At 52.5% G+C, this 13,315-nt stretch carries 11 protein-coding genes; 8 read left to right on the top strand and 3 right to left on the bottom strand.

Annotated elements, in window-relative coordinates:
• Together B3P58_RS15205 and lptG are read left to right on the top strand one after the other, a co-directional pair.
• Nucleotides 1-732, top strand: a 732-nt coding sequence (locus B3P58_RS15205) for an LptF/LptG family permease (protein ID WP_286718830.1), incomplete at its 5' end; no start/stop codon positions are given.
• Nucleotides 732-1,796 (top strand): LPS export ABC transporter permease LptG, encoded by a 1,065-nt coding sequence (lptG, locus tag B3P58_RS15200; RefSeq protein WP_225691788.1) that lies wholly within the window; start codon nt 732-734, stop codon nt 1,794-1,796. The genes B3P58_RS15205 and lptG, both read left to right, overlap by 1 nt.
• A 53-nt stretch (nt 1,797-1,849) precedes the next feature.
• Here the strand turns inward: lptG and B3P58_RS15195 are convergent, their stop codons facing one another.
• Nucleotides 1,850-2,305: an RDD family protein gene (locus tag B3P58_RS15195; protein ID WP_225691789.1), complete on the bottom strand. Its 456-nt coding sequence runs from the start codon at nt 2,303-2,305 to the stop codon at nt 1,850-1,852.
• Nucleotides 2,306-2,463: 158 nt separating this feature from the next.
• On the opposite strand from B3P58_RS15195, the gene menA reads away from it, so the two are divergent.
• Complete coding sequence (menA, locus tag B3P58_RS15190) at nt 2,464-3,318, top strand: 1,4-dihydroxy-2-naphthoate octaprenyltransferase (protein ID WP_286718827.1); 855 nt, start codon at nt 2,464-2,466, stop codon at nt 3,316-3,318.
• Nucleotides 3,319-3,406: 88 nt separating this feature from the next.
• A complete protein-coding gene (pdxH, locus tag B3P58_RS15185) occupies nt 3,407-4,045 on the top strand; it encodes a pyridoxamine 5'-phosphate oxidase (RefSeq protein WP_286718826.1) in 639 nt (212 codons plus the stop codon).
• A 77-nt stretch (nt 4,046-4,122) separates the two neighbouring features.
• On the opposite strand, the gene B3P58_RS15180 is transcribed toward pdxH, so the two are convergent.
• The gene (locus B3P58_RS15180) at nt 4,123-5,070 is read right to left on the bottom strand and encodes a fructosamine kinase family protein (protein ID WP_225691791.1); all 948 of its coding nucleotides are present in this window, start codon (nt 5,068-5,070) and stop codon (nt 4,123-4,125) included.
• A gap of 290 nt (nt 5,071-5,360) precedes the next feature.
• Between B3P58_RS15180 and B3P58_RS15175 the strand changes: the two genes are divergently transcribed.
• Both B3P58_RS15175 and B3P58_RS15170 read left to right on the top strand, forming a co-directional pair.
• The gene (locus B3P58_RS15175) at nt 5,361-6,008 is read left to right on the top strand and encodes a peroxiredoxin-like family protein (protein WP_286718824.1); all 648 of its coding nucleotides are present in this window, start codon (nt 5,361-5,363) and stop codon (nt 6,006-6,008) included.
• Nucleotides 6,009-6,110: 102 nt separating this feature from the next.
• On the top strand, nt 6,111-7,352 hold the full coding sequence (locus B3P58_RS15170; protein WP_286718822.1) for an MBL fold metallo-hydrolase: 1,242 nt from the start codon (nt 6,111-6,113) through the stop codon (nt 7,350-7,352).
• A 140-nt stretch (nt 7,353-7,492) separates the two neighbouring features.
• On the opposite strand, the gene B3P58_RS15165 is transcribed toward B3P58_RS15170, so the two are convergent.
• Nucleotides 7,493-8,566 carry a hypothetical protein gene (locus tag B3P58_RS15165; protein ID WP_286718820.1) on the bottom strand — a complete coding sequence of 358 codons (1,074 nt, stop codon included), beginning with the start codon at nt 8,564-8,566 and terminating at the stop codon, nt 7,493-7,495.
• Between the two features lie 320 nt (nt 8,567-8,886).
• Here B3P58_RS15165 and cas1f point away from each other — a divergent pair, with 320 nt between their 5' ends.
• On the top strand, nt 8,887-9,864 hold the full coding sequence (gene cas1f / locus B3P58_RS15160; protein ID WP_286718844.1) for a type I-F CRISPR-associated endonuclease Cas1f: 978 nt from the start codon (nt 8,887-8,889) through the stop codon (nt 9,862-9,864).
• Entirely contained in the window at nt 9,861-13,304 is a 3,444-nt protein-coding gene (cas3f, locus tag B3P58_RS15155) for a type I-F CRISPR-associated helicase Cas3f (RefSeq protein ID WP_286718818.1), read from the top strand. Before cas1f ends, cas3f begins: the two co-directional genes overlap by 4 nt.
• Nucleotides 13,305-13,315: the final 11 nt, after the last annotated feature.

Genomic DNA, 13,315 nt, shown 5'->3' with positions numbered 1-13,315 from the left:
GCCAGTTTTACCCTGGTGCTGAGCCCCTGGGGCGCGCAGAAAATGGAAAACCTGTATGAAAAACAATCGAAATTAACCGAGTTTGAATTACTGGCGCCGGGGCGTTTTCAGAGTACCGCTACAGGCTCCCGTGTGACCTATACCGAATCGCTGTCGGGCGACAAAACCCAGATGCACCAGGTGTTTATTGCCGATGGCAACACGCTGCTTCTGGCTGAACGCGGTACTCAGTATGTGAGCGATGAAACCGGCTCACGCTTTCTGGAATTGCATAAAGGCCGCCGTTACGACCTGACTCCGGGCAGTGCGCAGCTGCAGGTGCTGGATTTTGATTTATACGGCGTAAAAATTGCCGACGAGCCGGAAGAGCGGCGCAAGCTGCGCAAAGAAGCGGTACCAACGCTGGAACTGATCGGCTCTGCTGAACCTAAGCATCAGGCGCAGCTGCAGTGGCGTATTTCATTAATTTTAATGGTGCCTATTGTCACCCTGATTGCTTTCCCGTTATCGAAAGTGAATCCGCGTCAGGGGCGTTTTGCCCGGCTGTTTCCCGCCATTGTGTTGTTTATGGTGTATATCTCGCTGCTGATTGCCATGACCGGCATGATTGAAAAACGTACGCTCAATCCGGCCATCGGCCTGTGGAGTCTTCATATTGTTTATCTGCTGATTGCGGCGGGTTTGTTGTTACTGCCGGAGTGGATTCGCCGGCGCAAGATTAAGGGCCTGTAATGAATCAGCTGGATTCCTACGTCGCACGTAATGTGTTTATGGCCACGCTGGTGGTCATTATTGTGATTGTTGGCCTGGATGCGATTTTTACCTTAGTAGACGAACTCGATCAGCTGAAAGGCGATTATCAGTTTGCTCAGGCGCTGGAATTTATGGGCCTGCGTCTGCCACGTCGTGCTTATGAATATATGCCGATGGCCTGTCTGATCGGTTGTCTGGCTGGTCTTGGCAGCATGGCCGCCAACAGCGAATTAACGGTAATGCGTGCTGCCGGTATTTCCGTAGCGCGTATCAGCATCTCTGTGCTCAAGCCAATGGCGGTACTGATGGTTTTCAGCCTGCTGCTGGCTGAGTTTGCTATTCCGACGCTGGAGCGTATTGCCCAGTCACAAAAAGCCGTAGCCCAGGGCAAAGGCGATGTTTTATCGAATAAGGGTAAGGGTTACTGGCACCGTGAAGGCTACGATTTTATGCGTTTTACCGCGGTTGAGCCCGGTGGCGTACTGCACGGTGTAACCCTGTATGAATTTGATGTCGACCGCGAGCTGCAGCGGGTACGCACAGCGCAGCGGGCGATTTATCAGCGCTCGCACTGGCAGATGGAAGACGTTCAGGATGTATTGTTGCTGGGGGACCGTACCGAAGTGCGGCGTTTTCCTACCGCTTCATGGGATACCGAGTTAACCCCGGAAAGCCTCAGTGTGGTGATGATACAGCCGCGTGATATGTCGATTTCCAACCTGTTCAGCTATACCCGTTATCTGGCTAAGCAGGGGCTGAATGCCGACAACTATTTATTATCCTTCTGGCGTAAGGTCACGCAGCCTTTAGGTACCTTTGCGCTGGTGATTCTGGGTATTTCTTTTATTTTCGGGCCGTTGCGCGCAGTGACACCGGGTTACCGGATTTTCTCCGGTATTCTGGTTGGTCTGGTGTACAAATACGCGGAAGAACTATTGGCACCGGCCAGCATTGTGTTCGGTTTTGCGCCAATCTGGGCGAGCATTATTCCGATTGCGGGCTGCTTTTTGCTGGGTGTGCTGCTGATGCGTAAGGCGGGGTAAGCGCCCCGGCCAGTTTGGGATGGCGCGGGGCGTGGGCGATGCCGGAAGAGCGTTTATTTCATGTTTTTCGGGATATAGACCATACGCGTCAGAGAGGCGATGTCGTGCCAGCTGCGTTGTTGTTTATCAAACAGCATCCACCAGAAGCCGAGGCCCACAAACAACAGCGAGAAAAAACCAACCCCGGTGCGCAGCATACATTGGCTGAGCTGAATGCCAGTGCCTTTATTGTTGTCGTTCAGCAGTTTCAGTCCCCAGGCTTTCATACCAATGGTCTGGCCGCCACGACGCCAGGAATGGCTGTAATAAAGAAAGCAGATAGTAAACATGACGGACATCGACATCGCCGGGCTGAGACGCACAAACTCCGGACTGCCGATGATTTTGGATACAGCGGTGACCAGCAGGCCGCCGAGCATAATATAAAGAGCAATCAGAACCAGAGCATCGTAAGCCAGCGCCGCAAGACGGCGGGAAAGCGGAGCGGTCGGGTAATTCTGATCAGACATAACAACACCTGTAACGGTCGGCAAAGAACAGGCGCGCATCATAGCAAAAGAGCTGCGTCCTGACTGCCAAAGCAAGCCGCAGACGGGTAAGAAAGCGTCAGCCGTGCACTTTGCCCGCTGACAGCCCGATGTATAAGGGCAAGTGATAAGGACAATTTGTGAACAAACAACAGGCCTGGGTTCTGGCCGCACGACCCAAAACCTTACCGGCGGCACTGGCACCGGTATTACTCAGCCAGAGTATGGCGGCAGCGGCCGGGGGATTTTCCTGGTCGCTGGCGCTGGTGATTCTGCTGTGTGCACTGGCACTGCAGGTGGCGGTGAATATTGCCAATGACCTGTTCGATTTTCAGCGTGGCATCGATGAAGGCGCGCGCCTTGGTCCGGCGCGGGCAGCACAATCGGGCTGGCTCAGTGTGCGTGAGCTGCAGGGCGGGCTGATCCTGAGCTTATTGCTGGCTGTTATCAGCGGTGGCTGGCTGGTATTGCAGGGCGGCTGGCCCTTTGCCTTGCTGGGGCTGGCCTCAGTGCTGGGGGTACTGGCTTATAGTGCCGGCCCGGTGCCGCTGGCTTCCCATGGCTTGGGGGAGGTGACAGTCTTTCTGTTTTTCGGTTTGCTGGCAGTGTGCGGCAGTTATTATCTGCAGCGCCAGACATTGCCGCCGGAAGTATGGCTGGCGGCGGTACAGATGGGTTTGCTGACGGCGGCCATTATGCTGGTGAATAATCTGCGTGACCGCGACAGCGACGCGCTGGCTGGCAAAACCACTCTGGCACTGTGGCTGGGGGAGCGTGCCACCCGGTTGGTGTATGCCGCGCTGATTTTATTGCCCTTTGTCTTGTTACCTACGAACATTCTGAGCTTTGCCTGGTGTGCGCTACCGGCCGCACTGTGGCTGGTGCTGCGCATCTGGCGGCGTTATGGCATAAAGCTGAACCGGCAGCTGGCTCAGACCGCGTTGTTTTGTCTGTTGTTTGCATTGCTGCGTGCGTTTGATTTTCTCGCGTTTTAAACCGCTCAGGGCGACAGATCAATATTCAGAACGATTGCAAAGGTTAGACTTTCAGCATCGTTATTATGAACACAGGCAGGAGAGTTAAATGGTTAATTTAGGTGATATCCGTCGGCAATACACTCAGGGCCGGTTAGACGAACAAACGGCAGCGGCCGACCCTATGACCCAGTTTCATGCCTGGTTTGAGCAATACCGTGGCACCAACCCACTGGAGCCAACCATTATGACGGTTGCTTCGGTTGATGCCGCAGGCCAGCCCTGGCAGCGTATTCTGCTGCTGAAGGCCTACGACGAAAATGGCTTTGTCTTCTTTACCAATTACGACAGTAATAAAGGGCTGCATTTTGCGGCTAACGCTCATGCCAGCCTGCATTTTTTCTGGATTAATCTGGAGCGTCAGGTACAGGTGCAGGGGCTGGTGGAAAAGATCAGCCGCGCCGAGGCTGAAGCCTATTTTCACTCCCGTCCACGGGAAAGCCAGCTCGGTGCCTGGGCGTCAGCGCAAAGCCGTCCTCTGGCTGACCGCGCTACGCTGGAGGCTAAGTTTGCTGATGTATCTGAGCAGTACGCCGGGCAGGACGTACCGCTGCCGGATTACTGGGGTGGCTATCGCCTGAAACCTGCGCGTATGGAATTCTGGCAGGGTGGTGAGCATCGTCTGCATGACCGGCTGGAATATTCTATGGCAGCCGGTGAATGGAAAAAACAGCGCCTGAATCCTTAAGATAAAAATGCTTGAAAGTAAAAAAGCCCGGAATTTCCGGGCTTTTTTACGTTCAGGCTTTAAATACCACGAAAAAATCAGATCTTCGCCATTAACGCTTCGGCCTGAGGAATATAACTGCCACCAAACAGCAAAGCATGATTTAACAGATGATAGAGCTGATACACCGGGCGGCGTTTTTCATAGTTGGCAGATAACGGATTGATACTTTCATAACCGTCGTAGAATTTTTTCGGGAAGCGGCCGAATAACTCGGTCATCGCCAGATCGGTTTCGGCATCGCCGTAATAGCTTGCCGGATCAAACAATACCGGGTAAGACAATTGTTTATCCGGATTAAAGCCAATATTACCCGACCATAAATCGCCGTGCAGTAACGAAGCATCAGGCTGGTGGCAGGCCAGTATCTCACTGGCACGCTGTAAGGCTTTCTGACTGTGCGCCAGGCGGATACCGCGTTCAAGCAGTTGCGCGAGTAAGGGCTGCAGACGCTGGCCGATAAAAAATTCACGCCAGCTTTCCTGCCAGCGGTTGTCCTGAGCGGTTTCGCCACACCAGGTCATACGCTCGAAACCATAGCCTTTATCTGTGGTGTGGTGGTGCATCTGCGCCAGTTGCTGCCCGGCACTGAACCAGTCACCGTGTACTGCCAGAGGTATATGCTGCAGGATAAGATATGCCATCGGCTGGATATCTGGCTGTTTAACTGAGCCGAGTGCCAGTGGTGCGCAGGCTGCGATGGTTTGCGTGGCCATCATCCGCAGCAGGCATTCCTGTTCAGCAGCAAAGCGCGGCAGATAAGCCAGCTCCTGGCATTTAATAAAAAATGCGCCGGCGGCCGTCTGCACACTGAACTGCAGCTGATTTTTATGTTGATGGCGGCTGAAGCCGCGCAGATCGGCTGCGGAAGGAAACAGCAGCCTGTTATTTACCGCATCGGCCAGAACATCGCGGAGTAATGGCTGAGCTGTATGGTCGTCATGGTAACCGGGTGCACGCTCATCAAGGGCAAAAGCATGGTTCATAGCACAACACTCTGACGGTTAAACAGTTGTACAGTGTATGGCGGTAAAGACAGAAATAATGCTTAGCAGTTAACACTTTCATACCCTGGGCTGAGCATTTTATGGGGCTTTTACCAAGAGATTACGTTCCGGTTACGGAGTGTTAACAGAATATTGATCGCCACTTCTTTCGCACGTTTACGGTTATAAAAAGAAGTAACAGAAAAGCATCGTAAGAAATGCACCGCTACAGCGACAACAGGCAGAGAGTTTTAACCCGTGGCGTGCACAGACCCTATAAAGGAACAGTAATGAATCAGCCAGCATCTTCCCAACCGCAAAACAATAACAGTGACGGTAATAAAAATATCCCGGCCGGAGAACCTCCGGTATCGGGCAGATTGCAGCCAGGGCAAAAGATACCCACCTTTGAATTACCGGCGCTGGATGGCACTGTGTTCAGCAGCACGCAGTTGCTGGGAAAACCTGCCTTGCTGGTGTTCTTCCGCTTTGCTGCTTGTCCATTCTGCAATTTACGCTTACATCGCCTGTTGCAGTTGAAAGCGCAACTGCCAGAGGATTTTCAGGTGGTGGCCGTGTTTGATTCCTCGCTGGATGATCTGCGGACCTATTCAGAACGCCATGATTCAGCCTATCCGATTCTGGCGGATGCCAAAGCCCGCGTTCACCGTCGTTTTGGTGTGCAATATTCCTGGCTGGGAGTGGTTAAAGGAATGCTGTTGCGCTTGCCGACCGTGCTGTATTCCATGCTGGTAAAAGGCTACTGGCCGAGCGCTTTCAGTGGAGCATTACACACCATGCCGATGAACTTCTTTATAGATGCCAATGGTGTGGTGCAGCGGGCGTATTATGGCCGCGACGAGGGGGATCATCCGCCGCTGGATGATGTCTTGGCTTTTGCCCATCAGCAGACTGAGGTGTTACAGAGCCCCGATTAATTCATTGGAGCGAACACAGTGGTCGTCTGAAATGGTTTATTAATAACCATCGGTTACTTAATATAGGGCGATCAAAATGCCCCGGGTGGGCCGGAGGAACACATGAAATACCCCATTCTGGCAGCCGGAGCGGTAACGGTTCTGATTTTACTGGTGGTGATCCCTGTGTTGCTGAGCAGCTGTGCCAGTAACCGTACGCAGAGCAGCATTCAGAGCGAACGGCTGCAACAATCACCACAATACCTGCCTGCAGAAAAGCAGTTTGTGAATCCGGTGCCGCGCCCATCGCAGGGGCTGAAAGAGGTGGCGGGTATTATCTGGGAAATGGCGACTGGCAAACATCCGCGCTCGGTGCCATCGCAGGCTATTCCTGTGCGCTCATTCAATGCCGAAGAGCTGCAACAGCTGCCTGCCGGAGAACATCGCGTATACCGCATCGGCCACTCAACCCTGCTGCTGGCACTTAATGGCGAACTCTGGCTGCTGGACCCGGTATTCTCCGAACGTGCCTCTCCGGTGCAGTGGGCAGGGCCCAAACGCTTTCATCAACCGCCTATTGGGCTGGACGAATTACCCGCACTGACCGGCATTATAATTTCCCATAACCATTACGATCATCTGGATGAAGCCAGCATTCGTGCACTGGCCGACCGGGCAGAAGGCTTTTATGTACCGCTTGGGCTTGGCCAGTATCTGCGTGACTGGGGCGTAAGCGAAGAGCGTATTCATGAACACGACTGGTGGCAGGAAACCCGGGTTGGCGACACCTTATTAGCCGCGACTCCGGCGCAGCATTTTTCCGGCCGTGGCGTGCTGGACGGTGATGAAACCCTGTGGGCGTCCTGGGTGATTATCCGCGACGATAAACGCTATTTTTTCAGTGGCGACGGCGGCTATTTTGACGGCTTCAAAAGCATCGGCGAACGCTACGGCCCGTTTGATTTAACCATGATCGAAAACGGCGCCTACAACCCGCGCTGGGCACATGTGCATATGATGCCGGAACAAAGTGTACAGGCGCATATCGATTTACGTGGTAAACAGATGCTGCCCATCCATAACAGCACCTTCGACCTTTCTATTCATGCCTGGTACGACCCGCTGGAACAGGTACGGCAACAGGCCGAACAACGCAATATTGCGCTGGTTACACCGACCATTGGCGAAGGTGTGATTATCGGCAGCGAACAGCGTTTCAGTTACTGGTGGCAGCCGTTAATTGAAGAAGAGATTGCAGGGCAGGGAAATAAAAATCAGGAAATGGTTGCGGAAGAGGGGGATAATAATCGTTTGGCTCAACTGCCAATGGTTCAGAAAACGCTGGGAAAAGCGACCGAGCTTTGACTGCGATACTACCCGAAATTGCAACCGGCAGGCTGTGTCTTTATGGATAGATAGTTGCCTTATATTCTCGGCATCTTTCTATCTTTATTTTCTGTGGTAACGGCAGCATCAGGGAAAAATTGATCTGCTGTCGGTTGTTTCTATTTCCTTCTCCCTCTGAAAGGCTGCGTCATATACAGAGTTGCTGTTCTCGCATATTCTTCGTTGCTCATATTTCCTTTTATCGGCAGGGAATGTGTTGGCGTAGGTAATACATCGTTAGATGAGGAAACATATCCTCCGCCAGTCAAAGCGTTTGTTCCTACCCGTTTTTTATCCCTTACAGGTGAGGTGCATCGCCCGTTTGCTAACCGGCGGTCGCTGGGCAGACTCTTGAATACATTGCTCATATGATGGCTGACCCTGGCTTGTTCTTTGGGGCTAAGGGTTTGATACATATGTTCTACCCGTGATTTAGCCTCCTCACGTTGACTCTCCCAATGATCTTTAATCTGACTGGCCTTAATCTTTTTGGCGTCAACCGCCTGAGACGCCAGGTTTCCGGGTGCCATGCTGGCTACGGTCAGTGCTCCGAAAGTAACAGACGCTACACCTGGCGTCATATCGTTGTCGCGCAGCATATCGACGGTGGTCTTTCGCAACAGGTCGTGAGCTTGTTTCTGCTTGGTGGTTTTTACATTCGACCCAGAATGCCCGGCGCTCCCGCCACCATTAACTTGCGGCACAGACAATATCGTTTGGGCCGTATCCGTTCTCGCACCGTCACCCGCTTTCAGAATTGAATCAACATTGGATTCGTAAAATTTTTCTCCTTTTAACGGGTTTGGGGCCGTGCTGGGAAAGGCACTCAGCCCATTGCCCAGCTGAGTCCGGTTCCACAGGTGATCGGTTGTATCTGTTGTGATCCCCGATTCATGATAACCAGAGCTATATCCATGGACCGTAGGGTTTGATTCAAAACGGAATGCCCCTTTAGTGATTTTTTTCTTCTTAATCGGCAACGGTTTAAAATCAAAAAAACCTCCGCGTTTTTGTTGCACCAGGGTCAGAGTGTTGTCATCCAGTGCTCTGTATGACGGTTTTCCATGATGACCAGTTTTTTGTTTTTTAATGCCTCCTGCACCCGATGTTTTGGACAATTTATGCTTTGAAGCCACGTTCTTCTGTATGACCTGCTTTTTCTTGGCTTTCTGCTGGTTGTTTTGAGGTGGCATTCCGTTATCTCTCAGAGTTCATTACTCTCGTTCTGTAGCAATCCATGTTCCAGAAAAATATGAATAAAAACTGCCGTTGGCTGCAGACGGTGGGGCGAAAAAGCCCCATTTGAGCAGAAAAGTGGGGTTTAAATATCAGCATGGTGCTTAATGTTAACCACGGCTACTGGCGCTCGGCTGGTCGTTGCCGAACATTGATTGATTATAAATAAGTCAGTATCTTCATCTGTCACAACATCTAATCGCAGCAGGCATCGCTAAGCGATGAATGCTCAAGTGATACAGGGAAGAAAGGCCGTCAGAGAGGCGGGCAGATGACTATGGATGACTTTTCACCTTCAGATCTGAAAACCATATTGCACTCCAAAAGAGCCAATATTTATTACCTGCAATATTGCCGGGTGTTGGTGAACGGTGGGCGTGTGGAGTACGTCACCGATCAGGGTAAGAAATCTCTCTACTGGAATATCCCGATTGCCAATACCACGACCATTCTGCTTGGCACCGGCACTTCAGTTACCCAGGCAGCGATGCGTGAGCTGGCCAAGGCGGGTGTACTGGTTGGGTTTTGTGGTGGTGGCGGTACTCCGCTGTTCAGCGCGAATGAAATGGATATCGAAGTCGCGTGGTTTTCCCCTCAGAGTGAATACCGGCCAACGGAGTATTTACAGGGCTGGGTGAGATTCTGGTTCGATGATGAGCTGCGTCTTCAGGCTGCCAAAACGATGCAACTGGCACGGCTTCGGCGGCTTAAAGAGGAGTGGTGCAGGCGTTCTTTACAGGATCAGGGCTTTAACGTTGATACCGTAAGGCTCAACCAGTTACTCGCTGGCAGTGAAGAAAGAATTCCGCAGCAAGCGGATACTACCGGTTTATTGACAGAAGAAGCCCGCCTGACCAAAGCGTTGTTTAAACTGGCAGTCGATACGGTCAATTACGGTGATTTTACCCGCGCCAAACGAGGTGCGGGCACAGATCCTGCCAACCGCTTTCTTGATCACGGCAATTATCTGGCGTATGGCCTGGGCGCTACTGCCACCTGGGTTTTAGGTTTACCGCATGGTTTGGCGGTATTACATGGTAAAACCCGGCGTGGCGGTCTGGTATTTGATGCCGCTGATTTAATTAAAGATGCCTGCATTCTGCCGCAGGCGTTTTTATCGGCCATGCGTGGTGACGATGAACAGGCATTCCGTCAGAACTGCATTGAAGTATTGGCGCGCAGTGAATCTCTTGATTTTATGATTGATACCTTAAAAAGCGTTGCTATCAGCACTGCGGGTAAGGGCGTGGCATGAACGTTCTTTTCGTCTCCCAGTGCAGTAAGAATGCTTTAAAAGAAAGTCGCCGTATTCTCGACCAGTTTGCCGAGCGCAGAGGAGAGCGCACCTGGCAAACCGCGATTACGATGGATGGATTGAATACCTTACGTAAACTCTTACGCAAAACGGCGCGTAAAAATACAGCGGTTGCCTGTCACTGGATTCGCGGCAAAGACCATAGTGAGCTGATGTGGATTGTCGGCGATGCCAGCCAGTTCAATGCCAAAGGTGCAACGCCAACTAATACTACGGCGCGTAATGTACTGCGCCGTGAAGACGAAAATGACTGGCATACCCTTGAAATTATTCGTGTGCTGTCGCAGTTGGCAGCGCTGCTGCACGATCTGGGGAAGGCCAGTGTGGCGTTTCAGGAGCGCTTAAAAGGATTGCGTACAGAGAAAAATCTGTATCGCCATGAATGGGTGTCACTGCGTTTATTTCAGGCATTCGTCGGCACCGATACTGACGAACAATGGCTGCAGCGGCTGGCCGATGAAGCCGCCGATGATCATGCACTCTGGACTTCCGCTGGCCGCTACTGGCGCGATGGTCTGGATGCCGGGGAAAAGAATCGTCACCCTTTCCGCAGCCTGAATGCTCAGGCACCATTGGCTGCGGCTCTTGGCTGGCTGGTCGTTACTCACCATCGCCTACCGCTTAAACCGGCCAGAGATAGCACTGGTAAACAACAGTGGTTCGGTGCCCGGGATGAGCGTCCGGCCCTGCATGAACTTCCGGAACTGTTATCGAAGGTTGCTCACGACTGGAACGAACAGGCACAGGATGCAGAGCATAAGCATAAAGAAGCCTACTGGGCTATCGAGGGCGGAACCGATGCTTTACCCGCTGTTTCACCCATCTGGCGCAAGCAGGCAGCTAAACTGGCGAAGCGCTTTTTATCGCTGCAGCAAACTCACAGCGAAGACTCGCTGGATAATCCTTATGTAATGCATCTGGCGCGGCTTTGCCTGATGTTGGGAGATCATCATTATTCCAGCCTGGGTTTAACTGCAGCCGATAAACCTGTTGCCGGGCGAGCACCTTTTTTACAGGCTGATCAAACACTGGCTGCGAATACCACGTATAAAAAAAATGGTCAGCGGGTGGTAAATCAATCCTTGCTTGAGCATTTATTAGGGGTTGCACAGGGGGCCGCATCCATCGCCCATGCATTACCCGGTTTTGAACGTTATTTGCCACGTTTGGCCAATCATCGGGGCTTAAGAAAACGCAGCGGTAACCCACGTTTTTCCTGGCAGGATAAAGCCTTTGATGCTGCCACGGCTATCCGCGAAAGCGCCCGGCAGCAAGGTGCTTTTATTATCAATATGGCGTCAACCGGTTGCGGTAAAACATTAGCCAATGCCCGCATTCTTTATGCCCTTGCTGACCCGCAGCAAGGTATGCGCGCAACCTATGCGCTTGGCCTGCGGACACTCACCTTGCAGACCGGGCGCAGCTACCGCAATGATTTGCATCTGGATGATGATGAGTTGGCTATTCAGGTTGGCGGCTCGGCCAGTCGGGCATTATTTAATTATTACGAACAGCAGGCGGAGCAGAGTGGTTCGGCTTCGGTGCAGGAATTACTCGAAGAAGACAGCCATGTACTGTACGAAGGTAATACCAGCGATCATCCATTATTGGAAAAAGCCTTAGCCAATGCCGACATCCGCAAACTGCTGTCGGCCCCCATGCTGGTTTGTACCGTTGATCATCTGGTGCCGGCTACTGAGTCGCAGCGGGCAGGGCGGCAAATTGCTCCGATGCTGCGCCTGATGAGCAGCGACCTGATTCTGGATGAATTAGACGATTATGATCTGAACGATCTGCCCGCATTAACCCGGCTGGTGTATTGGGCCGGATTGCTGGGCAGCCGCGTTATTTTATCCTCGGCAACATTGCCGCCGGCGTTAGTCGCGGGCATGTATATGGCGTACCGTGAAGGTCGTCAGCATTATCTGCATAACCGTGGCGTTAATGGCGCTGTTGCCGGAGCTGTGGCGGATATTCCTTGTCTGTGGGTTGATGAATTTGGCGTGCAGGTTGAACAGGCTGCAGATGCCGTCGTATTTGAACAACATCACCAGCACTTCATCCGTAAACGCGTCAGTCAGCTGGCCAAAGATATCCCTTGTCGTCTGGCTGATATTACTCCCATGAATATCACCGCCCGACAGCCTGATGCGGTGTACTCCGAACTGGCCGGAATTATTCGTGACGGCTGCATCCGTTTGCACAAAAACCATGCTGAAACCGACCCTGTCAGCGCGAAGCAGGTGAGTTTTGGTATTGTGCGGATGGCCAATATTGAAGCGCTTATTCAGGTAGCCAGAGCGCTTTATGCTCTGGGAGTAAACGATGATGTGCATATTCATCTTTGTGTTTATCACTCCCGATTTCCACTGGTGCAACGCTCGGCCATCGAAAACCTGTTGGATACCGCATTTAACCGCCGCGACCCTCAGGGACAGGCCGTGTATCAGCAACCGTTTATCCGTACTGCTCTGGATAATACCGCTGCGCAACAGCAGTTATTTGTGGTGTTGGCATCGCCTGTGTGTGAAGTCGGGCGGGACTGGGACGCCGACTGGGCCATTGCCGAACCATCCTCCATGCGCTCGTTAATTCAGTTGGCCGGACGGGTGCAGCGGCACCGCCGTAAAGCACCGCAACAAGCCAATATGTTGCTGCTGGACGCGCCGGTTAAACACTTCACAGGTTTTCATGGTGATGCAGCGGTTTACCAGCGACCGGGTTTTGAAAAAGGCGATGCCGGTAGTCGGTTCCGTCTGAATAGCCATTGGCTGCACGACCTGCTGAGCACGGATGAGTACCGGCACTTAAACGCCGTGCCACGCATTTTTCCACGCAAGGTAGAAGAGCAGCAACCGCAAAACAGCCTGATCGACCTGGAGCAGGCACGTATGACGGCCACTATGTACCCGCGGCCACAACCGGCTAACGTTTCGCGGCGTAATACTCAGGTTCAGTGGCTGGAGCAAGATGAGGCGGCTCCGGGCTGGACGCATTCGCGCAACCTGCTGACCGGCGTATTAGCGCAATATCAGCCATTCCGTGATTCCGCCGGCAGCAAAACCCACACGTTAGTTTTCCGCCCCGATGAGGACGAAGAACAATTGCTGCTGCATCGTGTTGAAGAAAACCGGTCGGCGCGGGGGAGCAACCTGTACATAGCGGTAGACAGCAGTCAGCGTCACAAGCTGTTGTTAGAACCGGCCCCCGGCATCAGCGCCTGGGCTGATTTCGATTTAATGACCTTAGTGCGTGAACAGGCCGAAGCGCTGGATATATCGCTTGAGTGTTGTGCAGAAAAAATGACAACGGTCGAAGTGTTGGAAAGTGATCCGGGGTGGTACTGGCACTCTTGGTTAGGATTTTGGAAAAAGAGATAAGCAGTAAACAG

It is taken from the genome of Thalassolituus sp. UBA2009 (genome assembly GCF_002335285.1).
Taxonomy (GTDB): Bacteria; Pseudomonadota; Gammaproteobacteria; order Pseudomonadales; family Oceanobacteraceae; genus Venatoribacter; species Venatoribacter alkanivorans.
The sequence above is the reverse complement of the archived record's forward strand: the minus strand, read 5'-3'. Positions and strand labels throughout refer to the sequence as shown.